At 43.7% G+C, this 24,390-nt stretch carries 32 protein-coding genes and 3 pseudogenes; 30 read left to right on the top strand and 5 right to left on the bottom strand.

Annotation, left to right across the window (positions count from 1 at the left end; translation table 11 throughout):
* Window positions 1–33: 33 nt before the first annotated feature.
* From HI950_RS05460 to HI950_RS05425, 9 genes and pseudogenes are all read left to right on the top strand, one after another.
* Window positions 34–969: an aminoglycoside phosphotransferase family protein gene (locus HI950_RS05460; RefSeq protein ID WP_223285148.1), complete on the top strand. Its 936-nt coding sequence runs from the start codon at window positions 34–36 to the stop codon at window positions 967–969.
* Window positions 966–1,391, top strand: a complete 426-nt coding sequence (locus HI950_RS05455) for a hypothetical protein (protein WP_169082897.1) — start codon at window positions 966–968, stop codon at window positions 1,389–1,391. The genes HI950_RS05460 and HI950_RS05455 overlap by 4 nt, the downstream gene beginning before the upstream one ends.
* Before the next feature lie 92 nt (window positions 1,392–1,483).
* Window positions 1,484–2,188, top strand: a pseudogene (locus HI950_RS36945) (family 43 glycosylhydrolase); the annotation flags it as partial.
* A 9-nt stretch (window positions 2,189–2,197) separates the two neighbouring features.
* A pseudogene (locus tag HI950_RS36940) lies at window positions 2,198–2,620 on the top strand (RICIN domain-containing protein); the annotation flags it as partial.
* Window positions 2,621–3,015: 395 nt separating this feature from the next.
* The gene (locus HI950_RS05445; RefSeq protein ID WP_169082896.1) at window positions 3,016–3,678 is read left to right on the top strand and encodes an HAD family hydrolase; all 663 of its coding nucleotides are present in this window, start codon (window positions 3,016–3,018) and stop codon (window positions 3,676–3,678) included.
* Between the two features lie 18 nt (window positions 3,679–3,696).
* Window positions 3,697–4,239, top strand: a complete 543-nt coding sequence (locus tag HI950_RS05440; RefSeq protein WP_169082895.1) for a YfiT family bacillithiol transferase — start codon at window positions 3,697–3,699, stop codon at window positions 4,237–4,239.
* A 95-nt stretch (window positions 4,240–4,334) separates the two neighbouring features.
* Window positions 4,335–4,631 carry a GNAT family N-acetyltransferase gene (locus HI950_RS05435; RefSeq protein WP_486187802.1) on the top strand — a complete coding sequence of 99 codons (297 nt, stop codon included), beginning with the start codon at window positions 4,335–4,337 and terminating at the stop codon, window positions 4,629–4,631.
* Between the two features lie 27 nt (window positions 4,632–4,658).
* A complete protein-coding gene (locus HI950_RS05430) occupies window positions 4,659–5,378 on the top strand; it encodes an alpha/beta fold hydrolase (protein WP_169082893.1) in 720 nt (239 codons plus the stop codon).
* Between the two features lie 105 nt (window positions 5,379–5,483).
* On the top strand, window positions 5,484–6,017 hold the full coding sequence (locus HI950_RS05425; protein WP_169082892.1) for a P-loop NTPase family protein: 534 nt from the start codon (window positions 5,484–5,486) through the stop codon (window positions 6,015–6,017).
* Between the two features lie 84 nt (window positions 6,018–6,101).
* Here HI950_RS05425 and HI950_RS05420 read toward each other — a convergent pair whose 3' ends face one another.
* Window positions 6,102–7,139, bottom strand: coding sequence for a hypothetical protein (locus HI950_RS05420; RefSeq protein WP_317618316.1), 1,038 nt, complete (start codon window positions 7,137–7,139; stop codon window positions 6,102–6,104).
* A 222-nt stretch (window positions 7,140–7,361) separates the two neighbouring features.
* Here HI950_RS05420 and HI950_RS05415 point away from each other — a divergent pair, with 222 nt between their 5' ends.
* The 3 genes from HI950_RS05415 to HI950_RS05405 all read left to right on the top strand — a co-directional run bounded on the left by HI950_RS05415 (window position 7,362) and on the right by HI950_RS05405 (window position 9,664).
* Entirely contained in the window at window positions 7,362–8,495 is a 1,134-nt protein-coding gene (locus HI950_RS05415; RefSeq protein ID WP_169082890.1) for a WD40/YVTN/BNR-like repeat-containing protein, read from the top strand.
* A gap of 304 nt (window positions 8,496–8,799) precedes the next feature.
* A complete protein-coding gene (locus tag HI950_RS05410; protein WP_169082889.1) occupies window positions 8,800–9,135 on the top strand; it encodes an ArsR/SmtB family transcription factor in 336 nt (111 codons plus the stop codon).
* Between the two features lie 19 nt (window positions 9,136–9,154).
* Window positions 9,155–9,664: an SRPBCC domain-containing protein gene (locus HI950_RS05405; RefSeq protein WP_169082888.1), complete on the top strand. Its 510-nt coding sequence runs from the start codon at window positions 9,155–9,157 to the stop codon at window positions 9,662–9,664.
* Window positions 9,665–9,770: 106 nt separating this feature from the next.
* On the opposite strand, the gene HI950_RS05400 is transcribed toward HI950_RS05405, so the two are convergent.
* On the bottom strand, window positions 9,771–9,959 hold the full coding sequence (locus HI950_RS05400) for a hypothetical protein (protein WP_191296709.1): 189 nt from the start codon (window positions 9,957–9,959) through the stop codon (window positions 9,771–9,773).
* A gap of 443 nt (window positions 9,960–10,402) precedes the next feature.
* Between HI950_RS05400 and HI950_RS05395 the strand changes: the two genes are divergently transcribed.
* From HI950_RS05395 to HI950_RS05355, 10 genes and pseudogenes are all read left to right on the top strand, one after another.
* The gene (locus tag HI950_RS05395) at window positions 10,403–10,924 is read left to right on the top strand and encodes a DNA topology modulation protein (RefSeq protein ID WP_169083461.1); all 522 of its coding nucleotides are present in this window, start codon (window positions 10,403–10,405) and stop codon (window positions 10,922–10,924) included.
* A gap of 49 nt (window positions 10,925–10,973) precedes the next feature.
* A complete protein-coding gene (locus tag HI950_RS35675) occupies window positions 10,974–11,204 on the top strand; it encodes a hypothetical protein (RefSeq protein ID WP_223285147.1) in 231 nt (76 codons plus the stop codon).
* A 33-nt stretch (window positions 11,205–11,237) separates the two neighbouring features.
* Window positions 11,238–11,519 (top strand): annotated as a pseudogene (locus HI950_RS35670) (GNAT family N-acetyltransferase); the annotation flags it as partial.
* A gap of 3 nt (window positions 11,520–11,522) precedes the next feature.
* Window positions 11,523–12,170: a zinc dependent phospholipase C family protein gene (locus tag HI950_RS05385; RefSeq protein WP_169082887.1), complete on the top strand. Its 648-nt coding sequence runs from the start codon at window positions 11,523–11,525 to the stop codon at window positions 12,168–12,170.
* Between the two features lie 179 nt (window positions 12,171–12,349).
* Complete coding sequence (locus tag HI950_RS05380) at window positions 12,350–13,297, top strand: iron-hydroxamate ABC transporter substrate-binding protein (RefSeq protein WP_169083460.1); 948 nt, start codon at window positions 12,350–12,352, stop codon at window positions 13,295–13,297.
* Between the two features lie 146 nt (window positions 13,298–13,443).
* On the top strand, window positions 13,444–13,803 hold the full coding sequence (locus HI950_RS05375) for a glyoxalase superfamily protein (RefSeq protein WP_223285145.1): 360 nt from the start codon (window positions 13,444–13,446) through the stop codon (window positions 13,801–13,803).
* Window positions 13,804–13,819: 16 nt separating this feature from the next.
* Window positions 13,820–14,668 carry an inositol monophosphatase family protein gene (locus HI950_RS05370; RefSeq protein WP_317618306.1) on the top strand — a complete coding sequence of 283 codons (849 nt, stop codon included), beginning with the start codon at window positions 13,820–13,822 and terminating at the stop codon, window positions 14,666–14,668.
* Between the two features lie 53 nt (window positions 14,669–14,721).
* Window positions 14,722–15,186, top strand: coding sequence for an SRPBCC family protein (locus HI950_RS05365; RefSeq protein WP_411268070.1), 465 nt, complete (start codon window positions 14,722–14,724; stop codon window positions 15,184–15,186).
* Window positions 15,187–15,291: 105 nt separating this feature from the next.
* Entirely contained in the window at window positions 15,292–16,257 is a 966-nt protein-coding gene (locus tag HI950_RS05360) for a nucleoside hydrolase (RefSeq protein WP_169082886.1), read from the top strand.
* A 3-nt stretch (window positions 16,258–16,260) separates the two neighbouring features.
* On the top strand, window positions 16,261–16,773 hold the full coding sequence (locus HI950_RS05355) for an acyl-CoA thioesterase (RefSeq protein ID WP_169082885.1): 513 nt from the start codon (window positions 16,261–16,263) through the stop codon (window positions 16,771–16,773).
* A gap of 541 nt (window positions 16,774–17,314) precedes the next feature.
* On the opposite strand, the gene HI950_RS05350 is transcribed toward HI950_RS05355, so the two are convergent.
* On the bottom strand, window positions 17,315–17,452 hold the full coding sequence (locus HI950_RS05350; protein ID WP_169082884.1) for a hypothetical protein: 138 nt from the start codon (window positions 17,450–17,452) through the stop codon (window positions 17,315–17,317).
* 132 nt (window positions 17,453–17,584) lie between these two features.
* On the opposite strand from HI950_RS05350, the gene HI950_RS05345 reads away from it, so the two are divergent.
* From HI950_RS05345 to HI950_RS05335, 3 genes are read left to right on the top strand one after another with little or no spacing between them, the layout of a single operon-like run.
* Complete coding sequence (locus HI950_RS05345; protein ID WP_169082883.1) at window positions 17,585–18,004, top strand: BlaI/MecI/CopY family transcriptional regulator; 420 nt, start codon at window positions 17,585–17,587, stop codon at window positions 18,002–18,004.
* Window positions 18,001–18,858 (top strand): M56 family metallopeptidase, encoded by an 858-nt coding sequence (locus tag HI950_RS05340; RefSeq protein ID WP_169082882.1) that lies wholly within the window; start codon window positions 18,001–18,003, stop codon window positions 18,856–18,858. Before HI950_RS05345 ends, HI950_RS05340 begins: the two co-directional genes overlap by 4 nt.
* A 56-nt stretch (window positions 18,859–18,914) precedes the next feature.
* Window positions 18,915–19,649 carry a DUF3105 domain-containing protein gene (locus tag HI950_RS05335; RefSeq protein WP_169082881.1) on the top strand — a complete coding sequence of 245 codons (735 nt, stop codon included), beginning with the start codon at window positions 18,915–18,917 and terminating at the stop codon, window positions 19,647–19,649.
* 103 nt (window positions 19,650–19,752) lie between these two features.
* Here HI950_RS05335 and HI950_RS05330 read toward each other — a convergent pair whose 3' ends face one another.
* Together HI950_RS05330 and HI950_RS05325 are read right to left on the bottom strand one after the other, a co-directional pair.
* Window positions 19,753–20,277: a superoxide dismutase family protein gene (locus HI950_RS05330; RefSeq protein ID WP_169082880.1), complete on the bottom strand. Its 525-nt coding sequence runs from the start codon at window positions 20,275–20,277 to the stop codon at window positions 19,753–19,755.
* Window positions 20,278–20,592: 315 nt separating this feature from the next.
* A complete protein-coding gene (locus HI950_RS05325) occupies window positions 20,593–21,129 on the bottom strand; it encodes a MerR family transcriptional regulator (RefSeq protein ID WP_169082879.1) in 537 nt (178 codons plus the stop codon).
* A gap of 202 nt (window positions 21,130–21,331) precedes the next feature.
* Here HI950_RS05325 and HI950_RS05320 point away from each other — a divergent pair, with 202 nt between their 5' ends.
* From HI950_RS05320 to HI950_RS05300, 5 genes are all read left to right on the top strand, one after another.
* Window positions 21,332–22,501, top strand: coding sequence for a nucleotidyltransferase domain-containing protein (locus tag HI950_RS05320; RefSeq protein ID WP_169082878.1), 1,170 nt, complete (start codon window positions 21,332–21,334; stop codon window positions 22,499–22,501).
* Between the two features lie 124 nt (window positions 22,502–22,625).
* The gene (locus HI950_RS05315; protein ID WP_169082855.1) at window positions 22,626–22,772 is read left to right on the top strand and encodes a hypothetical protein; all 147 of its coding nucleotides are present in this window, start codon (window positions 22,626–22,628) and stop codon (window positions 22,770–22,772) included.
* Window positions 22,773–22,869: 97 nt separating this feature from the next.
* Window positions 22,870–23,664 (top strand): hypothetical protein, encoded by a 795-nt coding sequence (locus HI950_RS05310; RefSeq protein ID WP_169082877.1) that lies wholly within the window; start codon window positions 22,870–22,872, stop codon window positions 23,662–23,664.
* Window positions 23,661–23,939: a PqqD family protein gene (locus HI950_RS05305; RefSeq protein WP_169082876.1), complete on the top strand. Its 279-nt coding sequence runs from the start codon at window positions 23,661–23,663 to the stop codon at window positions 23,937–23,939. Before HI950_RS05310 ends, HI950_RS05305 begins: the two co-directional genes overlap by 4 nt.
* Window positions 23,932–24,369, top strand: a complete 438-nt coding sequence (locus HI950_RS05300) for a signal peptidase I (RefSeq protein WP_169082875.1) — start codon at window positions 23,932–23,934, stop codon at window positions 24,367–24,369. The genes HI950_RS05305 and HI950_RS05300 overlap by 8 nt, the downstream gene beginning before the upstream one ends.
* The last annotated feature ends 21 nt before the right edge of the window (window positions 24,370–24,390 follow it).

Below are 24,390 nucleotides of genomic sequence, written 5' to 3'. Positions count from 1 at the left end.
ATTGATCGCGTGCATGGGGCAGGGGGAGTTCGATTGAACAATAAGGGATTATCCGAACGTCTAATAAATGAAATTAGTCTGCTCCGTGGGAGCAGTCGTATATCTCAAATTAATAAGGGTTATTCCAATGACCAAAAATTTATGGTAGAGAACGATGGTCAGACGTATTTGTTAAGAAGCTTTTCGTTGGATGAGTTATCCGCTAAGCGGGCTGAATATGATGCGATCTTCCAAATGCAAAGCTATGATGTTCTTTGCTCGAAACCTGTTGAGATGGGTGCTTTGCCAAATTCAAATATCGGGTATATGCTTTTGACTTACATAGAAGGGGATGAGGCAACGGAGATATTGCCTGCTTATTCGCCTGCCATTCAGCATACGATTGGCTTGGAGGCAGGCAGGGAGCTGGCAAAGATGCATAGGTGGCAAGCTCCAGCAGCTATAGCTCCTTGGCATGAGCGCAAGCTTGCTAAGCACAAGCGCTATTTGGAGCAATATTTGAACAGCAAGGCACGAATCGTGGGAGATGAGCAGTTTTTAGCATTCATCGATCGGCATCTGCAACTGATGGAGGGAAGGCCAAACGTCTTCCAGCATGACGATTTCCATGTTGGCAATTTGATCGTGAAGGACGGAAGGTTAACAGGCGTTATTGATTTTAACCGTTTAGACTGGGGAGATCCGGTTCATGAATTTTTGAAGGCGGGAATGTTCAGCAGCGAGGTAAGCATTCCGTTCACGGTTGGCCAAATAAATGGTTATCATGACAATCATGAGCCTGATGAGCAATTTTGGACCTTATATTCGCTTTATTTGGCGATGACCATACTCTCTTCTATCGTCTGGATCTTGCAGGTGAGGCCATCCGAGCTTGGCATTATGACGCAAAAGCTAGAGAGAGTGCTTCATGATCACGATCATTTTAATAACATCATTCCACGGTGGTATTTGGAGGGAAGACAGCAATGAGAGCAGATTATTATCAGTTAATGTACGATTTTGTAAAATGGGCAGGCGGTCATTCACATATAGCGGGCATCGCATTGGTTGGCCCTTGTGCAGATGATGAGAATGAGGAAGCAGACGCAGACTTGAGCTTTCTCATTATTTCAGATAAGAAAGCAAAGACATTGGAAGCTATTATTCATCAGTTTTCATTCGAACACATCGAGCAGGCGACGAAGGAGGAGTGGGGGCTGCTTACCTCCTTGCGTATCGAATATGCGAGCGGTCTTGAAGCCGAGTTTGCCGTTGCGGGTGAAGAATGGCTGCAGCAGCCCGTGAATCAAGAGATGGGTGACGCCGCTATGAAAGGATTCAAAGTAATTTGGGAGCGGGAAGAGCTGTTTGAACAGATGATGAGATATATTGCGACTAATCAATTTCAATAGGCTAATCACAATCTATAAATAGACAAACAAGTCATTCACTAAAGAGTGGCTTGTTTGTTTTGCAACGGAAAACCTGTCATCGTACGGAAAAGCTTACTTGGTGGGCAACCTATGTACCGAATCAAGAGGGCACAGATGTATGGGCACCAGACATTGAATATTTTAACGGTCGTTACTGGCTGTATTATTCCATTTCTACTTTCGGCTCTAGAGAATCGGCAATCGGATTAGCTTCGACTACGAGCTTATCAAATGCTACTTGGCGGGATGACGGAGTTGTTACTTATACAACAAGCAGCAGCAATTATAATGCCATCGACCCTAATCTTGTCATCGACCCAACAGGGGCGCCGTGGCTGGCATTCGGGTCATGGAATACGGGCTTAAAATTGACGAGGCTTAACTCTGCCACGATGAAGCCTTCGGGATCGCTTTATGCGATCGCCTCAAGGACTAACAATGCGATAGAAGCGCCGAGCATTACGTATCGTAACGGATATTATTACCTGTTTGCGTCTATCGATAATTGCTGTCAAGGTGTCAATAGCACCTACAAAATCATTTACGGGCGTTCTAAAACGATTACGGGACCTTACCTTGATAAAAATGGGACCAGTATGACAAGCAACGGGGGAACTATTCTCGATAGCGGCAACGCAATCTGGAAAGGCCCGGGCGGACAGGATATTTATAATGGGAACACGATTGCCCGCCATGCATACGATGCGAACGAGAATGGTGCACCCAAGCTGTTGATCAATGATTTGTACTGGGATGCCGAAGGCTGGCCAACCTATGAACAGGCTACAACCTACCGTTTAGTAAATCGGAAGAGCGGAAAAGCGGCAGATGTACTTAACTTCTCGACGGCAGATGGCGGAGACGTCATTCAATGGGCCGATTTAAACGGTTCCAATCAGCAGTGGAGTATAGCGGATATCGGCAATGGCTACCATAAGCTCGTCAACATACACAGCGGCAAGGCGCTGGAGGTTTACAATCTCTCTACCGCTAACAGCGGGGACGTCGTCCAGTGGGCTGATCTTGGCGGAACTAATCAACAATGGCTAATTCAAGAGACGACGAGCGGCTATTATAAGCTTATCAATCGAAATAGCGGCATGGCGCTTGAGGTGACTGGCGGTTCAACCGCAGATGGAGCGAATATCGTCCAATACAGCGATAATGGCGGAACAAATCAGCAATGGCAGTTGGTTAGAGTGAACTAATATTATAAAATAAATAGGCAGCCTCAATTGCAGGCGGCCTATTTATTTGTTCATATTTTCATATAAAGGAGTTATTAGAGGAAAAAGTGGTAGGCATGATAGGGCTACGCGAGCTTTGTTCCTATGAAGAGGATGACGCTGTGACGCAAATCTCTTTGCTCGTTACGAAGAAAAATTACGAGGGCCAAGGCATCTGAACCGCTTTAGTCCGTTTTGCGGAAGCGTGGCGCTTGAACGACATTCTCAAATCCCATATATTACCAGCGGATTGAAGCCTGAGAGAATGCGAGCGCATTCGAAAGGCTTTGAGACGACAGGCTATCGTTTCATTAAAAAACTGACTATTCGTTAATCCCTAAAAGTTGTATAATCATGAAAATGAAGGGGGCAGAGCTATGACGGATATAAAAGCGGTTATCTTTGATTTGGATAATACCATCTTGGATCGTACACATACTTTCAAGTCGTTTGCCGCTTCGTTTCTAAACCATTATTTCGAGCAATTGGAATCTTATGAACAGCAGCTTGCTCTCATTATCGAATTAGATCAGGACGGCTATAAGGACAAGCGGGAGCTGTTCCGGGAATTGCTGGATCAGCTGCCTTGGACGGCGAAGCCGGAGCATCAAGAGCTTATGCATTTTTATAGCGAGCATTATGTAAAAAGCGCGGTTCTCTTCGACCAGGCATTAGAGGTCATTCGGCATGCCAAAAGCAAATATAAAGTTGGACTCATAACGAATGGCAGAACCGAAATCCAATATGGGAAAATTGATCATTTAGGATTGCGAGAACATTTTGACTTTATTATCGTTTCTGAGGAAGCGGGCGTTAAGAAGCCTGACCGTCGCATCTTCGAGGCGGCATGGACCGAGCTGAATTTGCGGCCTGAGCAGTGCATTTATGTTGGCGATCACCCCGTAAACGATATCGAGGGAGCCTCTCTTGCAGGCTTAGGCACGATATGGGTACAGGTGAATCAGCCATGGCGCGAAGAGTTAACGGCAACGCCGCTGCACACCATTACTAGATTAGACGAATTGCTAGCTATCCTATAAGAAGAGAGAAGGATTTGTATGGATGAGAGATATCCGATTGGAACATTCAGCCTGACAGGCGAGATCTCACCGCAGCAGCGAGAAGGCTGGATTCAGGAAATCGAGCAGCTTCCAAGCCGTCTCCGCAGCAGCGTTGAGGGTTTAAATGAGGAGGAGCTAAATACCCCTTATCGCGAGGGTGGATGGAAAATCAAGCAAGTTGTGCATCATGTTGCGGACAGTCATATGAACAGTTACACTCGTTTTAAGCTCGCATTGACTGAGGAGACATCAACGATCAAACCCTATTACGAGGAGCGCTGGGCAGAGCTTCAGGATACGACAGATGCGGATATCGAGCTTTCTTTATCCCTACTTGACCACTTACATAAGAGATGGGCGATTTTACTTAGATCGTTGACGGATTCTGATTTTAAAAAGCTATTTTTTCATCCGGGGTCGCAGGAAACCTATGCGTTAGATTATACGCTCGGCAATTACGCGTGGCATGGCAACCATCACGTTGCTCACATTATGGCATACCGAAATAAGCGCAAGGATGCTCATGGTGGCCGATTATGATTCGGTATGAAAATAGTAAAGCCTTATCCGCGTCCGATCTCTCACAAGTATTCGCTAACTCAGGCATAAAGCGCCCCTTTCAGGATTTAGAGCGAATGCAAAAAATGATTGACAACGCTGACATTATCTTAAGCGCCTGGGATGGCGATAAACTTGTTGGCGTAGCTCGTGCGATCACAGATTATGCATATTGCTGTTATCTTTCGGATCTGGCTGTCGACAGGGATTATCAACGGCTTGGCATCGGCAAGCAGCTGGTCGACAGCTTAAGGGAGTCGCTCGGAGCGGAAGTATCGCTCGTTCTGCTCTCCGCTCCTGCGGCAGTTGAATATTATCCGCGTATTGGCTTCACCCACACGGATAAATGCTTCTTCATTGCTAGAGAGAAATGATTAGGAATTGCTGAAGGGGGGTTACCTATGTTTGTATCAGGCCTAGCTGCTAATCAAGACGTTAATATTCATTATCTGGACACTCTGCGTATGGCAGATCATCACCTAACACCTATCATTATTTGTCCAGGATTATCGGAAGCCGCGGAAGAATATGAAGATTTGTTAGCTTATTTGCTGCCTCGAAGGGCCGTTGTTCTCTCGTTTCGCGGAAGAGGCCGAAGTGATACGCCGCGAACCAAATATGATTTGGCGGATCACGTGTCAGATTTGGCAGCGGTAGTTCAAGAGACAGGAATTGAACGTTTTCATTTGATGGGCAACTCTCGTGGCGTATCCTATGCGCTCGGGTTTGCACAAAAAAATGCAGATCAAATCGTATCGCTTATCGTGGAAGACTATCCTGCTGAACATAAACAAATGTCTGCCGAGTGGGCTGACGAATATATAAACCAGTATCTAATTCCAACTGGCAGAAATAAGTTCATTCGGCAGCAGGCGGTAAAAGGGATACAACGGGACTCGACGCCTGTTCGGATGGAGGCTAAGCTTGCGCTTCCTGCCATGGTCATTAGAGGCATGCTTGAAGGCTCATTGCTTAGCGAAGCGGATATGTTACATTATAAGCATTTGTTCAGCATCCTAACGGTTAAAGAGTTTGCTAACTCGGCACATGCCATACGCGCGACAGAGCGTGAACAGCTTTATCTATCTATAAAGCAATTCTTGGATGAGCAGGACGCGTAATGCAGATTGAAATTTGTGAAAAAAAGGCTGCTGAGCTTGGATCGGCGGCCTTTTCACTTTTAGGTAGCAACGCTTAAATGAAAATGGAGGAAGGTAGATCGTGCATTGGCAAGCAAAATGCCTCATAAGATTCATATTATCGGGTCTGTAGGGAGCGGAAAATCAACATTAGCTAAACAATTATCAACTAAACTCAGTATTCCATATTATGAACTGGATAATGTGGTTTGGCGGAGAACGGATAACGGGGATGTAAGAAATAGCACGGAAGTAAGAGACGCACAATTACATAACATTATAGCCTCTGACCAATGGATAACGGAGGGGGTGCATTACAAATGGACGCAGCAGTGTTTTGAAAATGCAGAAATGATCATTTATCTCGACACCGCTATTTGGATTAGAAATTATAGAATACTAAAAAGATTTATAATACAGAAACTTGGAATTGAAAAAGGCAATTACGAACAAACCTTTGAAATGCTTCGGAAGATGTACATTTGGAATTACAATTATGAGAAGCGGGATAGGCCTGTAATTTTTAAAATTTTAGAACCGTATCAGGATAAAGTTCGAGTAATGAAAGATAACAACAAAAAGGAATTACATGCCGCAAAAATCATGACAAATGTGAATTAGAAGCCGCATTGCTGCGGCTTCTTTTTTGTTTAGTATGGTGACCACCGCTAGGCAGCCTCATTAATTAATTGTATTGTAACAGGGTTACTTCGCTTTTATATTAGGGTTCGCTTGCATAATGGCCTCTGTGGTCTTCGAAAGCAAAGGAAGAAATTGAGTGACTGCTTTACTGCGGCTAATGATATCGTCAGATGTGTGAATGCCAAGGTCCGCGACAACGGCCTTAAATGACGGAGTAAGAGCGGCTTGCAGCTCCGGTTTAGCGTCTGCGGCTAAAATTTTATGGCAGCGAGCAAAAGTCGCAACGATCCAAAAAATCGCCTCTCGGTGGTTGCCGGCCTGAATAAGTTCCCGGCTTCCATCAATGGCAATCGGTCTTGCCGCTTCGGTAATGTCGCTGCTGAAAAAAAACGGAGTCTTAGCTGCGGCTGCTGCGGCATCGAATGTTCGGGAAAGATTGTCGAGATGATGCTCAACAAGCTGCGGAGTCAAATGTGAGCATCCAAGCAGCTCTAACAAATCTTCATAAAAGCTCGAATAACCATATTCCAGAAGAACGTCACGGGCGGCAAGGTAGCGGAGGCGCACTGTGGGATTTCGAAGCGCTGCCACAAGAACCATGTGAGTGGTAACGCCCGTTGGGAACAGCCAACCCGTCACTTGATCGTGCAGCGGTGCTGAGGTGTCAGCAGCAAGCAGGCCATTTTCGATTTTTTGCCGAACGTTTTCGCATCGACGGCGTACCCACGCAAGGTCTGAGAAGTGGCGGGATATTTGCGTTTGCAATCTGCCGAGTAGTTTGGCAGGGTCAGCGATAATCGTATTGATGCGAAAGCTCCCAGCCAGATGGTAGGAGGATAAAACCTCCTCTACAGAGGAGAGCTGGCTCCATGTCATGTACGTAACCTCTATCAGTGTATCAAGGTACTCAAACTTCCCCAGCTTAAAAGGTGGTTCATCATGTGAAGTAACGATTACGACATCGATATCTGAAGCAGCCGGCATTTCCATCTCTTCTGACATCGCTATAGTTGATCCGCTGAAATAGGCACCCATAAATGATGGATCATGGCTTGCATGTTCCATTACCCACAAGGAAGCTGCGGCTCGAGCATTGCCCACTTTCAATTATAGAATCCTCCTTTTAAAATCTTGTATTATCATCATACATCAAAACTGTCTAAATATGGGACCATAAGAAATCATTATTTCATTATGCAATCACATTAGTTTTAATATGTGAATCGACGCAACCTTCCTAGTTAAAGTTTCGTTTGGATCAAGGAAGGGTACTTTATCGAATAAAAGTTTTCATCACAGCTTGATGGCAGGAGGACAAAGACAATGAACACATTAAAACTAAAGCGTGGACTTATTGTAGCTGTGCTGGCAATTGGACTTACGGCATCTGTGCCGTTAACTCAAGCGGCTGCTGAATCAACAGCTAAAGATCTTTTCAGCGGGACTCCGGCAGGTGATTCTACCTTCCATTTTAGCGATATTCAATTTCTTAACGGTACAACGGGACGTGCGGCAGGCAACGGATTCCTGATCGGAACTTCGGACGCTGGCGCTTCTTGGCAGTCTATTTATAAAGGAACATGGCAGTTTACGCAGCTCGATTTTATATCCAATACGACTGGATGGGCGTTAGCTAAATCTTCGGCTGCTGGAACAAATGCCCTCGTTCATACGACGAATGGCGGCAGCAGCTTTACAAAAATTCCAACCGGTCCAATCGCTTTAGAGCGCATACATTTTATGGATACCCAAAAAGGGTTCGGATATACCCGGGCGTTTGCCTATAAAACGTCGGACGGCGGGAAAACTTGGATCAAAATAACGACACCGGCTAATACTCGCTATGCCGAATTTACGGATGCGATGCATGGTTGGACGCTTATCGTAGTACCAGGATTCGGCTATAAGCTATCTAGAACAACGGATGGCGGTGCAACTTGGTCAACTAAACTGAGCGTGAAAGCAACTGAGATTAGTGGCGGTGAGATTTATACGAGAGGCAGCCAGATTTGGGCTGTGTTTTATGGCGGCGCGGGCATGTCTCAGCAATCCTATTCACTATATGCAACATCAGATAATGGAGCAAGCTGGAAAAAAGTAATAAGTCAAGACACAGCAGGAGGCGGCCCAGCTCCCGGCGGCGCTGTCGGTATTGTGAAGGAAGGACCGGCTTCGCCAGGCGGTCACCCAAGCAACTTGGTGCTGGTCGAAGGAGCAGCTATTCTCGGAGGCTATTCACCTGCAGGTGAAGCCATTGGAGTTGGCCGTTCATTAGATGCAGGAAAGACGTGGACTAATCTCAAGACCATTAAAGGCTTTGAGAGTGTTATTTCGTTCACAAGTAAAGAATTAGGGTGGATGGCTGATACAAGCTCGTCTAGTCCTGCTGTGTATCGAACAACCGATGGCGGCAAAACTTGGTCGAAAAAAATGAGTATACCAATTATAAATCATTAAGCTACGTATATAACACGTGGTATGAAAATGAATGAGGCTGGTACCTGGTATGGTGCCAGTCTTTTTTTGTGGGGGTAAAAGCACACAAGATCTGAATGTAAAAGGAACAAATTTAAGCAAAACATAAAAAAAGTAAATTTGTTTTGAATATTCATTGACAGGAATATTCCTTAAATGGTATATTGAATTCAAGAGTTAGAAGCGCAAACGAAATGAGGTGGATTGCTATGAATGGTTTTGGAAGTAAAGCTTGTGCAATAACGGATACAACAGCTGGTTCAACCATTCACGGAAAATCAAAATCATGAACACATCGACTTTTAGCGCACTCGCCGAGCCCAATCGCTTACGCATTGTGGAGCTTCTGCAGGGCGGCCCCTTAACGGTGGGGGAGATCGCAGATCGCCTTCAAATTCGCCAACCTCAAGCCTCAAAGCATCTGCGTGTTTTGCTCGATGCAGAATTAGTCGAGGTACACGCTGACGCCAATAAGCGGAATTATAGTCTCCGCATAGAGCAGTTCAAAGTACTGGACGAATGGCTCGAAAGCTACCGAAGGACTTGGAATGAACGATTCGACAACCTGGATCATTACTTGCAGAAGCTGCAATTCGAAGAATCAAATAAAAATAAAAACTAATTTTCAGGAGGAATTTTCGATGACAAACCAAATGATTACCAAGGTAGAGGGACAAGAACTTATTTTAGAGCGTGTTTTTAATGCACCACGCGAGTTAGTATTCAAAGCATTCACGGAGGCGGAGCATCTAAAGCAGTGGTGGGGACCTCGCGGGTGGACAGTGACGGTTTGCAATGTCGATTTTCGGCCAGGTGGCATTTGGCATTACTGCATGAAGTGCATGGATAAGAACCAAGGGGATTTTTACGGATTCGAGTCTTGGGGCAAGGCAGTCTATCAGGAAATTGAAAGAAATGAAAAAATCGTCTACATCGATTATTTCTCCGACGCAGAAGGTAATGAAGCAGAGGGAATGCCTTCGACTGAGGTCACAATGACATTTCTAGAGCATGAAGGAAAAACAAAGATCGTCAACCGAGGCAAATATGCTTCTGCTGAAGCGCTCAAAACTGTTTTGGAAATGGGAATGGAGCAAGGAATCACAGAAACTTGGGATCGCTTCGAGGAGCATTTACAATCACTGCAATAATTGCTTAGACGTAAAAACTTCAATGATGATCACAAAGCAAAGAAAAGACTGCCGATTGGCAGTTTTTTCTTTTGCATAATGCTTTTGCGCTAGCTGGGACCAAAAATTATTCGCTTGAATCTTTTTGGCTGTTCGTTCCTTTGTTAACCGCTTTTTTATAATCCACATATCTTTTTATGCCAACAATTAGATTCAAAACCCCTCCGAACATAACGCCGATGAATGATATCCATTGCATTGCACTAGGTCCTTCTACTACACCGTTGCCGACTGGTCCTGTTTTCGGCTGCTTCATATCCCAATAGCCATATAATAATCCTATTAATAGTATTAGTATAGCAACTATACTTGCAATGATTTGAAAAACAATTCTGTTTATTCCAATCTCCTCCTAAATAAATTTACATACATTGTAACATTTCGTTTATGTTAGGAGTCCATTTCGTTATAATTAGTAAGAGGTGAATGAAACAAATGCTTATTATTAGAGAAGGAAAGAACGTCATAGGACTACCGTTGCCTAATGAAACCCGATTAGTTTTATCGGATGCACAGACGAAACAAAAGGGAGAGGTTTTTTAAACCGGTGGCTGCTTATCATGTCCCTTGGGTACAAGGGAATTTGGGAATGTATTAAGAAGCGCTAAGAAAAGTACTTTGTGGTCAGCGTGAATAATAAGAATATCTCATAATAAATCTAATATGGTTACAAATATTTCTTGATAGGACGGCCTCATGATGAAAAAAATTATACTAATAGGCTCTGGCGGATCAGGTAAATCAACTCTGGCTCGTACGATAGGGAAGATTCTGTTGATAAATGTTTATCATCTAGATGCGATTTTTTGGAAGCCAGGCTGGGTTGCAACACCAAAAGATGAGCAAAAGAAGGTTCAAGAGAAACTCATAAATCACGAAAGATGGATAATTGATGGAAATTACGGGGGTACAATTGACATAAGGCTAAATGCGGCAGATACAATCATATTTATTGATTTGTCAAGGTGGATTTGCTTATTTCGTGTGCTTAAGAGAAGGTTTCAGTACCGTAATAAGAAAAGAGATGATCTGGCAGAAGGCTGCGAAGAACGTATCAATTTTCAATTTCTAAAGTGGGTATGGGATTATTCAATAGAACAAAAACCTAAAATTATGGAGCAACTCAGAAACCATTCGCCTGATAAGAGAGTAATTATTTTAAAGTCTCCAAAAGAAGTTAAACAATTTATAACCAATATGAAGTTATTGAATAAACAGTGATTTTGAATCCATTTTTATTATAAAGGAAATTACTTTAAAGGAGGTTGAAATGCGGATTCGGCAAGCTTCTATCGAGGATGTCCCTGGCATTGCTCAAGTTCATGTAGCCAGTTGGAAGTCGACTTATAGAGGGATGATTTCGGATGATTATTTAAACAATCTAAGCGTTGAAAAGCGCATAAATAATTGGAACTGGGTATTTCATCATTTGAATCCCGATGAAGTGAGCTTCGTATTGGAAAATGAAGATGGAGCTATTGTCGGCTTCTCAAATGGCTGAAAGAGCAGAAGTGAACAATATAAATACGACGCAGAGCTCTATTCCATCTACTTGCTAAAAGAATATCAAGGTAATGGATATGGAAAAGCATTATTTTCCGCTATCGTAAATCATTTGAGACTACACAAATATCAATCTTTAATGGTCTGGGTTTTAGCTGAAAATCCCGCGACAACCTTTTATTCCAGATTAGGAGGCAAGCTTTTTGCGGAAAAGGATATCCCATTAGGAAACGGCCATTTAATCGAAATGGCATATGGTTGGAGTGACCTCAATCAAATTTATTGTTCATTTGAAGAAAAGGATGTGCTTTGAACGATGCCGCTGCCGATGGTACATATGTTTGTTACGGAAACGATTTTCAGGGAAAAAGGGATGGACATTAACGCTGCCTTTCTGCTCGGAAGCATATCGCCCGATGCTATTCATATGAGGGAGAACACAACGAGAGCGGACAAACAAAAGACCCATTTTGGAATGGGGAAGGATAGTACTGTTGAAGACATTTTTCTAAACAATATGCGTCCGTATTTTGATCCTTACCATTCGAGCGAGCAATGGTTCTGGTTTGCAAAAGGGTATATGTCTCACGTCATTACGGATCTATTCTGGCAAAACACCGTGTACAGAGACTTCAAACAAAAAATAGACGTTGAAACGATTGAAAATGAACGAAGCTTATACTATATGGACACGGATCAAATCGATTTTAATTTTTATAAAATAGAGCCTTGGCGACCAAGGCTATGGGAAACGCTCCATACAGCTGCTGCTGTTGAATTGCCAGGGATCTTGACCGCTCAAGAAATAGAGAAGTGGAAAATGAGAACGCTGCATTGGTTTAATGACTCGGCGAAAGAGCCTTGTATTAAACCTATTTACATTTCGGAGGAGATCGTCAGGAAATTTGTCCAAGAAACCTCTCGCCAGGTAAACGAAATGTTTGAACGAGCAGGATATTTATAAAAAATCATTGTGACTTAGAAACGATGGTTTAAAAAATTAAACCACGGTTGACAATGAAAATGATAATTGTTATCATTAGTTGTCTTTTGAGGTGGATGAGATTCACTTCAACACTAATAAGTTATTCAGGGGGAACTATCGTGTTTATTCGCAATAAAAAGAAATTTGTACTTGTACTTATGAGTTTGATGGTGATGTCGCTTTGGCTGGCTGCATGTGGAGGCAGCAATAACAATGAATCGGCTGCAACTGAAGCACCAACTGAGGCACCAACTGTTGAAGAAACGCCTGCTGAGCTTAAATTAACGGATGCATTAGGAAACGAAGTAACGATACCTGCAAACCCACAGCGCATTATCGCTTCTTATTTGGAAGACCATCTGGTAGCATTGGGAGTTAAGCCTGTTGCGCAGTGGTCCGTTCAAAACGGGACGCAAGATTATTTGAAAGATTCACTCAATGGCATTCCTCCCATTCCATATGATCTGCCTTTTGAAGCGGTAACAAGCTTTAACCCTGATCTAATTCTAATAGGCGGAAATAGTGCGGTTGAGGGCGACAAATATGCGCAATATGCAAAGATAGCTCCTACCTATACACTTGGCGATGAGATTAACGCTGACTGGCGCAAATCGCTGTTGAAAATCGGTGAGGTTCTAGGAAAGAGTGAAGAAGCTCAAAAGGTTCTAGATGACTATGAATTAAAAGCGAAAGAAGCAAAAGAGAAACTTCAAGGCGTAGCAGCAGGCGAATCTGCGGCAGCGGTTTGGCTAGTACAAGAGAGCTTCTTCGTCGTTAGCGATAAACTATCCAGCGGCGCTGTTCTTTACAATGATCTGGGTTTAACTGTTCCTGAAGTAGTGAAAGAAATCGCTGCAACCGGTACTGGCAACTGGAATGCTATTTCTCTAGAGAAGCTGGCAGAGCTGGATGCCGATCATATCTTCCTTATCAACAGCGATGTTGATTCTGGCTCTGAAGCATTGAAGGATCCGATCTGGCAAGCAATTCCTGCAGTGAAGAATGGCAAGCTTTACGAATATCCAAGAACAGCTAGCTGGCTATATTCGGGTGCTATTGCAAACTCGCAGATCATCGACGATGTGTTGGAGAGTATCGTAAAATAAATAGGTGCTAAGATGAACAATGGACTGTATCTGTATGCGATTGTCGCAAACGGGTATGGTCCTTTTTCCTGTGATCAACCTTCCGTACCACAAGAAATAAATGTATAATCATGGAGGATATATCACTGGATAAGGATGTGTGACCGATGACTTTTCAAATGAAACGTACTGTACCCATACTTCGGATTTTTGATGAAGAGAAGGCAAGAGATTTTTATCTCAATTTTTTGGAGTTCAAATGTGACTGGGAGCATCGCTTTGAGCCAGGCATGCCGCTTTATATGCAAGTTTCGAATGATAACTGCATTATCCATTTATCCGAGCATCACGGTGATTGTACGCCAGGCTCTGCTGTACGCATTCAGGTGGATGACGCGAAGGGGCTTCAGCAGTATTTGCTTGGGAAAAATTACAAATTCGCGCGACCGGGCTTTGATGACGAATGGAATCAAGTGAGCTTGACTGATCCGTTCGGCAATCGGCTTCATTTCTATACTGATAAATAGAGGAGCAATCAGTAACGTGACTTACTGTATTGAAGAAATCAATGGAGAGCGGGAGATTAGTAAATTGGATCAGATGACGTTGAATAGGGCACGGGAAGTGGCCATATCTGCAGCATACGAAGCGGGACGGCTCACGCGCGAGAGGTTCGGAACATTGGATCACTATGAGGAGAAGGACGACCACGGTGATATTGTAACGGAAGTGGATCATTTGGCTGAAGCTATTATTTTAAATAAAATTAGGCTTGTCTTTCCAGACCATAAAATTCGATCAGAGGAATACGGCGAAAATGATATGCAAAGCGATTGGACGTGGCTCGTTGATCCGCTTGACGGCACGAATAACTTTGCGATAGGTATGCCTTTGTTTGGCATTTCGATAACGCTTGTTTTTGAAAGAACGGTCGTTCTTGCAGTCATTTACGAGCCAATGACGGATCGGCTTTATGTTTCAAGCGAGAACGAGGGTACTTATTGCAATACGAAGCCGGTCAGCATGGGTGCGGCAAAAGCATTTAAAAAAGCGAGAGTAGGCTGGATTCAGGGTCATGCGGTTCAAAATGAACAGAGAGCCGTTAAGCTAAGACACTACATAGACGTTAATACGAAACGGATGATGCGCCTTTGGGCGCCGACGCTCCAATGGACGATGCTCGCAAGAGGCGATTTGGATGCCATAATCGTATATAACTCGGAAGGCGAGGATTTGTATTCCGGTATTCTTATGGTGAAGGAAGCAGGAGGCGTCATCTTTGACTATGACGGTAATCCGTTTTCTGGCATGATCGGGCAGCCTTATTTGATCGCTTGCCATCCCGAGCATAAGTCTTATTTTATGAACATGATCAAAGAAGGCTTATCTTAGTTGTATGAATTAATTTTATGTATCCGGATTTAGAATGCTAAGAATGAAGAGCGGTGAATGGGTTGGTCGAAGTAACGACAAGCATAATGATAAAGGCACCGATTGAACGCTGCTTCGATTTGGCGCGCGATATTGATGTACATACGAGAACGGTTTGGAAACATACGCGTGAGCGAGCGGTAGCCGGTGTGACGACTGGCTGTATAGGAGCAGGTGAGCTGGTTACCTTTGAAGCGACGCATTTTGGAATTAGACAGCGGCTTACATCGAAAATAACGGATTTTAACGCTCCATATTTATTTGTCGATGAAACGCAAAAAGGTGCATTCAAGAGCCTAATGCATGTTCACGCTTTTGAAAAGCTTGAAGAAGGCACGCTAATGACGGATATTTTGCGTTTCGAGGCTCCGTTTGGCTGGCTGGGATGGATAACGGAGCGAATGGTTTTAAAGGCCTATATGACTAAATTTTTGGAGCATCGCAATGAACAGCTAAAGCAACTAGCCGAGCAAGGCTAATAGGGGATTTTTATGATTAAATAATGACTTTTTTTAAAAATTTAGGCTTGGTTTTTGTTTCATAAATTGTTTACAATGAACGAAAGAAGAAGGAGGAGTTATCATATGTCAAACATAAACAGAATGCTGCTGGACGTAGATACTGGCATCGATGACGCCTTAGCCATTTTATACGCGCTCTTATCTCCAGAGATAAATGTAGAGGGCATCACAACAGGCTTCGGAAATATTGATGTTGAACAAGCTACCGAAAACACGCTTCGTGTCGTTCAAGTCGCGAATTGCGGTTATGAGGTTCCTATTGCTAAGGGTGCTGCAGGGCCGCTTAAACGTGTGTTTCCTGGGTCTGTATCCCATATCCATGGGCATAATGGAATAGGAGACGCGATTTTGCCGCCGTCTCCTCAACAACTGGAAGAGGAAAGCGCCGCACAGTTTATCGTTCGAAAAGTAAATGAGAGCCCTGGTGAGCTTACTCTGGTTACCGTTGGCAGACAGACGAATTTGGCGCTTGCTTTGCAGCTCGACCCCTCTATCGAAACCAAATTCAAGAAGGTTGTCGTTATGGGAGGCTGCGTATTCGTACCGGGAAATAGTACACCCGTTAGCGAAGCTAATTTTTACGGCGATCCGGAAGCGGCAGCTATCGTATTCGAATCGCAGCTTCCGCTTACGATAGTTGGTCTTGATGTGACGCAGAAGACGCGGTTAAGTAAGCGGCATATGGCTTATTTGTCTCAAGAGATTGCAGACGACAAACAAGAAATTCTCGATTTTTTGAATGTAGCATTAGAGCCTTACTTTGATTTCTATGCGTTTTCGAATAAGTTCGATGGGGAATGCGCGATGCATGATCCGTTAGCCGTTATCGTAGCCATAAACCCGTCGCTCGTCCAAATCGAAACGATGAATGCGGTTATAGACTGTGGGAGTGGATATACGGCTGGAATGATCATTACGGATCGCAGAGTACGTTCAACCGTTGGCCGCCCCGTTGATTTTTGCTTAGAGGTCGATCAGGAGAAAGCAATAGCGCAGCTATTATCCGTTTTTACAAAAGGGGAAAAATAAGCAATGGAGCAAAGGTACTCGCGTGAATCCAAATGCTACAAAACGGCTAGGGTCTTTCCCCCAGACGTAAACAATCACAATACGTTGTTTGGCGGTAAACTAATGGCCTACATTGACGACATTGCTTCTATTGCAGCAACGAAGCATTGCAGGAGATCGGTCGTAACGGCCTCAACGGATTCCGTCGATTTTCTCCAGCCCATTAGACCCACAGATTCCGTATGCCTAGAGTCATTTGTAACATGGACAGGCCGTACTTCTATTGAGGTTTTTGTTAAGGTCATTAAGGAAGATTTGTTAAGCGGGGAGCGCAAAGTTGCCGCAACTTCGTTCTTGACGTTTGTCGCTTTGGATGAGAATCGTAAGCCTATTCCCGTTCCGATAGTCGTACCAGAAACGGAAGAGGAGCTCAAGCTATTTGAGACGGCTCCGCACCGCGCAAAGATGCGCAAGCTTAGAAGAGATGAGAGCAAGAAGTTTGCTGGATTTTTAACTGTGAAGCATCCTTGGGACTAATCCGATAAAAGAACCGTTTAGGCAGCTGCTGTCTATGCGGTTCTTTTGCGTCTACTAAGCTCGCAATGAGAATGGTACAAAATATGCCCAAACGAGATATTCGTACAAGAGTGATGGTGCAGAAAATCCGAAAGGCCTATGGGAAACGACAGGTGAGATTGGCCGATTGGGTCATCGAGAGAATATCGTCACAAACGTATGCAAGGGAGGAACTTCAAAACCGGTTGAATTTGCTTGGAAAATATATGCCTAACATAAAACCATATAAACAAAAGCTCAGAAGGTTAGGGCTGCAAACAGCACATCAGCTGTGCAGTACCCTACAAGCATCTCAATGAAATGGAGATGGATATAGGGATGGATCGGAACCTTAAGCTATGAATCATTGAGGTGAATACTCGTCCCGCTATCTATGGATTCAAGTCTTTAAGTGACAAGTCCGTCTATCAAAAGATTTTGCGGTATCAAAAGAAATATGCGAAGAACTCGTTACGATAAGATGGAAGGCAGCCCGCTGAAAATGGGCTGCCTTTGCTGCTTGTTAGCAGCTTTTTCCTTTGTTATTTGCTTTCTTCGGTGCGTTCTGCGTGTCGCGGCTAAGCTTGTCGCCAAATTGATCGAGACGAGATGGGCTTGCTGCTGGACCATCGTTATCTGGCTTATTGTTTCTTCCTGTCATTATCATCACCTCCAGCAACATTAGATTGAGCAGAGTATGATCATTTCATACTAACGAGAAATTTGAAGGCAGATGTAACCACTTGAAATGAAATTATTGCTACACTATAATATGTAGTGGAAGGAGCGGTCCATGGATATTAAAAATTTTAAATATGGCAAAGTCGGCTTAAATCGATTTTTTGGTTCTTTAGAGGCCAAAATCATGGATATCCTCTGGGATGCAGAAGAGCTGAGCATTAAGGACGTGCAGCTTCGTTTGGAGAAGGAGAAGCCTGTTAATTTCAATACGGTCATGACGGTTATGAATCGATTGTTGGACAAGGGCATTTTAGAAAAAAGGTTAAAAGGAAGACTTTCACTATTTCGTCCTACTGAATCTAAGGCAGATTTTATTGAGCAGCAGTCCAAGAAGCTTACCGAAAATCTTCTCGATGAATTTGGCGGCGTGGTCATCAACCATATGATCGATGCGCTTTCGGACGTTGATCAAACGTTGATCGACAAGCTTGAGCGTAAAATTCAACAATTAAAAAAGGACAATCAAGCATGAGATGGCAGCGAAAGTCCTCACTAGTATTGGCGCTCAGTCTTTTCATTGCCCTGTTGGTATGGAGCCAGATGGGGATGTACATCGTCCATCTCATTTTTGGCGTTAATGTGAAAGTGAACTTTTTCAAGTTTTGTATTAGCTTGTTCAAAGAAAACACGCTTTATTATTTTATCGTCATTACTTTTCTGAACTCGCTAATTGCTTATGCGATTTTAATTACGCTGATTAAGGTCATTCAGCAATATGTGCTGTCTAGACGTTTTAAAATAAGGCTGATGTCGCTTAGAAATATACATTTAACCGCTAAGATCATTCAACAATTTCAGCCGATTAATCAAAATATTATCGTTATCGATCACGGACACGCCATGGCGTTTACCGTTGGATTCAGAAGACCGCTCATCGTTCTTTCCAGTGAACTGATTGAAATGCTTGATCAGAGAGAACTGGAGGCCGTTATAGAGCACGAATCCTTTCACCAAAGCCATAACGATTCCTTGAAAATATTCATTCTACAGCTTATTTCGCAATCACTTTGGTTTATTCCCATCACAAAATGGACTTATCATAACTTTAAGCTGATGAGCGAATTGCTGGCCGATGAACATGCGATTAAAAAAACCGGCACCGAGCTTGGCTTAGGCGGAGCGCTGCTAAAATTGATCAAAAAAGGATTTAAAGATAACCCAACACCTGTACTAGTCTATTTTACCGATGGCGTCGTAAATTATAGGCTGCAGCAATTAGTCGACCCTGACCATGACATTCCTGTAAGGCTGGGCAAGACCTCTATAGTGATTTCTATTCATGTCTTGCTGCTCTTTATGGGCATGATTGTTTTGGCAATCACTTAATTTTTTTGATCATTAACACTACAGGAAGTAGTGCAAAGGAGAGTGCGGATTTTTTTATGAATGAGCATATGGGCTTGCATCAGCAATCAGGATCTTCGTATTTTTTGTTAGTTACTGCTGGAATTATTTTGTTGTTAGCCATCATTAGTTATTGGTTTGCTGCCAAATGGAATAAAGAAAATACAAGCTGGCTAAAAAAGGAACTAAAAGCGGCCATTAAGCGGAAAACAAAAACAATGCGCATTACCGCACATCTTCTTTTAAGCCTATCAATCATTGTCGTGATTGTTCATTTTGCCAAGGATTTGGGTAAGGAATATGACGTGAATAGCTTGAATTTAGAGGCTGCAATTGATGTAACGGAGGACAAATACTATGGGGCCGACCATTCGGATGACTCCGTTCAATATGAAATGAAGATTCCTACATCAGGGACACATAGCCCGCATGATTTGAAATTTGGCTTCTATAAAGACAAGCCGTCGTACGAGATGCTCGTTCATAATTTGGAGCATGGCGATATTATCATTTACTATCATGCCGACGCCGATCCTAAAATCAAGGAGCAGCTTAACTTCTTTGTGAATTTTAGGGAAGCGGGGGCAGGGATATTGGCAGTTCCGAATGAAGATATTCCTGCCGGCAAAGAGGTTGTCGTTAATGCTTGGACGAAAACGATGGAGCTCAGTGTCTATGATGAAGAAAAAATCGCCACTTTTATTTATAAGTATATCAATGAAGGGCCTGAGAAGATCCCTGCATCCATACGCCGCGGTGGCGGAACGATGTAAGAGTGGTTAGAAAAGGGGAAAGGGTGAGATGAAAATAAACCGCAACGTAATCCTATGATTACTTCGCGGTTTATTCTTGTCGTTTATGAGAAAAGGACAATCTCTATTTGATAACCCCGCAGGCTATTCGATTTCCGGAGTTTCCAGATGGATCTGTCACATAATCATCCGCTTTTTCATGGATAATGATGGAGGTTCCTCCAGGCTGGAACAATGAATGAGGTTTCCCATGTGCCAAAGTTACGGTTTCACTTGTAATCATTGCTTTTACTTTCCCGTCAGCTCCAACCTCGATGTTTGGCAAATCCCCTTCATGGAAACCTTTTGGATTATGGAAGCCATGTTGTTTGTTTTGAGGGTTCAAATGGGCGCCGGCAGTCGTAAAATCAGGGATATCGCATTTGCCTACAGCATGAAAATGGATGCCATGGGTTCCTGGAGCAAGATTTTCTGCCTCAACGAGGATATGCACTTTGTCACCTTTTTGCGTAAGCTCAGCTTTGCCTATATTTTTCCCTTCACCGTTAATGATCGTAACCGTGACAGGACTTGAATTCGAATGGGTCATTGCCGTTCCTAGCGTAAGGGCAGATAGCATCAAACATGCAAATAAAATCGTTTTTTTCATTACTTTCCTCCTGAATTCCTATTATTAGCGGATGTTTTGAGTCGATTGTTGATTGAAGCTCTAATCTCAGGAAATGCAATTACAATTGGAATACCTCCTTATTTAAGAAACATCTAAATCCTATTTTTTACATTAATATTGTTTTTATGCAGATGAAGCCGATTATTAAAATTGATGACCGGAAGATTAATGACATTAATTACATCAGGGAAAGTGGCAATAGAAGAGGCAGCCTGGACATATCGAGTCCGGGCTGCCTCTTTTTATACTTTCCGTTACTTTTCTTCCATCCATTTCAATCTTTATTTCCTCCTTTTACAAGAATGAGAAAATAGATCGCAAAAGGCCGCGCTTCCTGGGCGGTGTCTGTAGTTTGGCGATGCCAGCCGGGTGAATCTCCTCGTGTGACAAATAGGATTTGCTGCTAGAACTTTGTATCGTTTCAATGGAAGCCGCTAATTGTACGATCATTTGGCGCAGCTCCTCCAGTTCCTCGCGCTGCCGGAGCAACTGGACCGAGACGACTTCGTCGGCTTTTTGATCTAGCGAGCGCTCGATATGCTCGATACGGGCCAACAAATCCTTAGACGGATCATGCATGTGCAATAGAGTCTCATCATGCAGAGTTTCTGACGGCTGCTTGTTAGCCATGAGAACAATGCAATCCAATGATTCCCCATGATCGACTCGGTCTTTAATGTGAATGAGCAGGTCAATTTCTTGCTCTGAGAATATATAGTGGCCAAATCGGTCTTTTTGAAAAAAATTCGGATAAGTGGAAGCCCAACGTTTGATAGTCGTTTGGCTGACAGAAAGCAGATCTGCGGCATCTTTCGTTTTCAAAATACCCATATCAATCCCTCCGTTTCAGGTGTTCTATTACGGATAATTCGCTGTAAGGAAGAAACTACCTGCACGGGTGACAAAGGAAGTGCTGATTCGATAAATAAAGTGTTTTTACGAGTCATCAAACCATAAAGCAGATACGCTTACCCCCCCAAATTAGAAGTTCAAACCGAATCTACTTTATTAACGATAAAGAAAGGAGAGGCTCATGAAAGATTCGGAAGCGGTAACTCTTATAAGGCGGATCTACCAAAATCAATGTCCGTTGTTTGATTCAGAGGAATCAGCCAAAGAAGCAATTGACGATATCGATATTTTTCAAGTCGCTCCCCAAGTTTATTATTTGTTGAAGAGCCACGGCTTATTGGATGCCGTACCTTCCGAGCACCGAAGCCGGCTTAAAACGGGTGTTGATGCTGTTTTATTTCAAAATATGCTGATACGTTCTGAGATGTATAAGCTTCTAGAGGCTTTCGAGCGTTCAGGAATTCAAGTCATCGTGTTGAAAGGCATCCGGTTGTCTGAGCGGTTTTTTGGGCATTTTTCGGGTAGGGGAACATCCGATATCGATCTGCTAGTTCGTCCTGAAGATCTGGATAGGGCAGTTTCCTTATTGGAAAGTCATGAGTTTATCCGGTACATAGAAGACGATGCGGACCATTTTCATATGCTGTTGAATAAATTTTACGCGAACGAGGAATTTCCGCTGCTCGGTGTGGAGCTTCATTGGAACATTTTGCGAGAACATGTCTCGGACACGGATATGAGCAGCTTTTGGATGGATGCGGAGCCGATTTCTCCCTATCAATTCGTGAAGGAGCTCTCGGTCAAGGATACCTTTTACTACCTTTGCCTTCATGGCTATAACCACAATATGCTGTCACTTAAATACATAATTGATATTTTACACGTCTTGCGGTGCAGCAGCGCCGAAATCGATTACGGCCGTCTCTTTGAACAGGCAAAGCGTGACGGAAATTATGCCAAAGTGCTGATTGCGCTAACGATTGTTTATGATTTGTTTCCCGAGCTGCAAGGGATCAAGCCACTCAACGTACGAAGACGCTGGCCGTTCTGGAATATCGAGCTGATGCGTAATGCCCAGTACGGGCGCAGAAACTGGCGATTTTATGGTTTCCATCTATTCTCTGCCTTCGTCGCCTACGATTCGGTCAGACAACAATGGGCGCACCTGCGTTTTTTACTGCTTCCGCCGAGAGATTATGCATTGGACTTATTAAAGTATGCCAATAGATCGGAGGTCCCGGATCCGAACGAACCTATGAGCAAAATCTATGCCAAAATCTATAAGCGGCGGCTTCAGTTCTGGCTGCGAACCGTTCGGTCCAGGCAAAATAAAAATAAATTAAATGAATAGTCACGTTTTCGTGACTTTGGAAACATCAAAATCATTTCTTTATAGTAAAATTTAACTAAATATAATAAATATCGTTGACTATCACTATAATATGTCATAAGTTTTTTGAGAGGAGGTGAGTGCAATGAAAAAATATGAAGCTCCAAAAGTACTTATGCAGCATACTGTCGAGTTTGGAACAGCGAGACCGAGCGATAAAGTCGGTGGTTACGAATGGTGTCAAAAACGTAATTTCAAGCCTATGTTCTGCAGACACTATATCGGAGGCTAACTCGAAAGCGATGATAGATTTTATTTGAGAAGCGGAGCGAACGATTGAGTTTGCTCCCCTTTCCTTCTCTGGCATACTGAAGAACAGGCGGTGCAGGATGGCATACACATTGCATACACGGGTTGGCAGGAGTTCGATCGTTTTTCAAATTCAAACAACCTTTTTATATAATGAATTGACCGCACGTTTTCGGACATTTGAAACAAGCTTGTCTAGTGAAGAACCCGATATTCAGGTAGAGCTGTACGACTTTTATGGAAAGCCTTACGACGACGGTCCTGTCGAAATGGAAGACAACGGCAGAGAGCATGTTTATACCCGAGCGGATTATAAGCTGGTGACAACACCGGATTACAGCATCGCTAAAATTTATGTTCACGACGATTTGGCACTCAAGCACGCATTAATCAATCTCTATAGTGCCTGGTTGATCCATCGGCGCGCAGGGCTGCTCATCCATTCATCTTGCGTCGTGGAGGATAATCGCGCATGGATGTTTGCCGGACCTTCCGGAGCGGGCAAGTCAACGGTGGCCGACCTTTCTGTTCCCCGTCCTATTCTTTCCGATGAGGCGACGCTGCTTTTGTTCGAGACAGATGGTTCAATTACGATCCATGATTCTCCGTTTCGGAGCGAAATGGAAGAAGCGTGCGAACTGCTGAGCAGGCCTTTGGCTGGAATTCATTTTCTGATCCAATCGCAGGAAGTTCAACGGGTAGGTATCCGCAAAGCCGACGCATTGATTATGCTGCTTGATAAGGTTTTTTATTGGGAGCATAACAAGCTGGAGACGGCAAAGATGATTGCGCTATGCAAACAGGCAGTTGAACGCGTGCCGGCTTACGAGCTTTATTTTCAGAAAAACGATACCTTTTGGGGAGTGATATCTTGACGATACTAGCAAATCAAACGCTGCTAAGGCGGGAAAATGTCGAGAGTGCTGAGCTGGATGGCGAGTGGCTGCTGCTGAATATTGAGACCCATGGCATCACGAAGGTTAACGAGCTTGGCGGTTACATTTGGTCGATACTTCCCGAATATCCAACCGTGGCTCAACTGGCCGAAAAAATCCATACCGAGTACGGTGTTGAGATGGAAGTGGTCAGCGCTGATGTGCAGGCGTTTGTTAAGATGCTGTTAGAGGCTGGATTGCTAAGAAATGAATGATTTGTCGCCAATCATGTCGGCAGCAATCAAGCGTACCGGTAAGATAGAACTGCCTTCAGTGGGTATCAGCATGTACCCCTTGATTAAGGAAGGAAACGTAAGCACCTTCACGACAGTGCGACGGGAAGAGCTGAAGGTTGGCGATATATGCTTATTTATGACAATCAAGGGTCCGTTAATCGGTCACCGTCTACATGAAGTGAAGCAGGATGGCGTTCAGGAGTTATTTATCTTCAAAGGGGATACTTGCTTTGAGCCGGATGATCCCGTACCGTTTGCAAGCATTATCGGACGGTGGTCTGGTGTTCGGCGTAACAATCGTTTTCTGCCGGCGAATCACTGGAGGTCCAAGCTGCTAACTGCACTGTCCTTGCATGTGCCCAAGTGGTATAAAGTGATTCGATGGTACGCAGAAAGAAAACAGCTTTAAATGCAGCAGCCGGTGAGTGAT

The organism is Paenibacillus sp. PL91 (assembly GCF_012935325.2).
In the GTDB taxonomy this organism is placed as follows: domain Bacteria; phylum Bacillota; class Bacilli; order Paenibacillales; family Paenibacillaceae; genus Pristimantibacillus.
Note: the sequence above shows the minus strand (reverse complement) of the source record. Positions and strands in the feature narration are given on the sequence as shown.

Bases quoted from the DNA above. Each gene is read 5' to 3' on its own strand.
- HI950_RS05455 (WP_169082897.1), top strand. From the start codon at position 966: ATGAGAGCAGATTATTATCAGTTAATGTACGATTTTGTAAAATGGGCA.
- HI950_RS05445 (WP_169082896.1), top strand. From the start codon at position 3,016: ATGACGGATATAAAAGCGGTTATCTTTGATTTGGATAATACCATCTTG.
- HI950_RS05440 (WP_169082895.1), top strand. From the start codon at position 3,697: ATGGATGAGAGATATCCGATTGGAACATTCAGCCTGACAGGCGAGATC.
- HI950_RS05435 (WP_486187802.1), top strand. From the start codon at position 4,335: ATGCAAAAAATGATTGACAACGCTGACATTATCTTAAGCGCCTGGGAT.
- HI950_RS05430 (WP_169082893.1), top strand. From the start codon at position 4,659: ATGTTTGTATCAGGCCTAGCTGCTAATCAAGACGTTAATATTCATTAT.
- HI950_RS05415 (WP_169082890.1), top strand. From the start codon at position 7,362: ATGAACACATTAAAACTAAAGCGTGGACTTATTGTAGCTGTGCTGGCA.
- HI950_RS05410 (WP_169082889.1), top strand. From the start codon at position 8,800: ATGAACACATCGACTTTTAGCGCACTCGCCGAGCCCAATCGCTTACGC.
- HI950_RS05405 (WP_169082888.1), top strand. From the start codon at position 9,155: ATGACAAACCAAATGATTACCAAGGTAGAGGGACAAGAACTTATTTTA.
- HI950_RS05400 (WP_191296709.1), bottom strand. From the start codon at position 9,959: ATGAAGCAGCCGAAAACAGGACCAGTCGGCAACGGTGTAGTAGAAGGA.
- HI950_RS05395 (WP_169083461.1), top strand. From the start codon at position 10,403: ATGAAAAAAATTATACTAATAGGCTCTGGCGGATCAGGTAAATCAACT.
- HI950_RS35675 (WP_223285147.1), top strand. From the start codon at position 10,974: ATGCGGATTCGGCAAGCTTCTATCGAGGATGTCCCTGGCATTGCTCAA.
- HI950_RS05385 (WP_169082887.1), top strand. From the start codon at position 11,523: ATGCCGCTGCCGATGGTACATATGTTTGTTACGGAAACGATTTTCAGG.
- HI950_RS05380 (WP_169083460.1), top strand. From the start codon at position 12,350: ATGAGTTTGATGGTGATGTCGCTTTGGCTGGCTGCATGTGGAGGCAGC.
- HI950_RS05375 (WP_223285145.1), top strand. From the start codon at position 13,444: ATGACTTTTCAAATGAAACGTACTGTACCCATACTTCGGATTTTTGAT.
- HI950_RS05360 (WP_169082886.1), top strand. From the start codon at position 15,292: ATGTCAAACATAAACAGAATGCTGCTGGACGTAGATACTGGCATCGAT.
- HI950_RS05355 (WP_169082885.1), top strand. From the start codon at position 16,261: ATGGAGCAAAGGTACTCGCGTGAATCCAAATGCTACAAAACGGCTAGG.
- HI950_RS05350 (WP_169082884.1), bottom strand. From the start codon at position 17,452: ATGACAGGAAGAAACAATAAGCCAGATAACGATGGTCCAGCAGCAAGC.
- HI950_RS05345 (WP_169082883.1), top strand. From the start codon at position 17,585: ATGGATATTAAAAATTTTAAATATGGCAAAGTCGGCTTAAATCGATTT.
- HI950_RS05340 (WP_169082882.1), top strand. From the start codon at position 18,001: ATGAGATGGCAGCGAAAGTCCTCACTAGTATTGGCGCTCAGTCTTTTC.
- HI950_RS05335 (WP_169082881.1), top strand. From the start codon at position 18,915: ATGAATGAGCATATGGGCTTGCATCAGCAATCAGGATCTTCGTATTTT.
- HI950_RS05330 (WP_169082880.1), bottom strand. From the start codon at position 20,277: ATGAAAAAAACGATTTTATTTGCATGTTTGATGCTATCTGCCCTTACG.
- HI950_RS05325 (WP_169082879.1), bottom strand. From the start codon at position 21,129: ATGGGTATTTTGAAAACGAAAGATGCCGCAGATCTGCTTTCTGTCAGC.
- HI950_RS05320 (WP_169082878.1), top strand. From the start codon at position 21,332: ATGAAAGATTCGGAAGCGGTAACTCTTATAAGGCGGATCTACCAAAAT.
- HI950_RS05315 (WP_169082855.1), top strand. From the start codon at position 22,626: ATGAAAAAATATGAAGCTCCAAAAGTACTTATGCAGCATACTGTCGAG.
- HI950_RS05310 (WP_169082877.1), top strand. From the start codon at position 22,870: ATGGCATACACATTGCATACACGGGTTGGCAGGAGTTCGATCGTTTTT.
- HI950_RS05300 (WP_169082875.1), top strand. From the start codon at position 23,932: ATGAATGATTTGTCGCCAATCATGTCGGCAGCAATCAAGCGTACCGGT.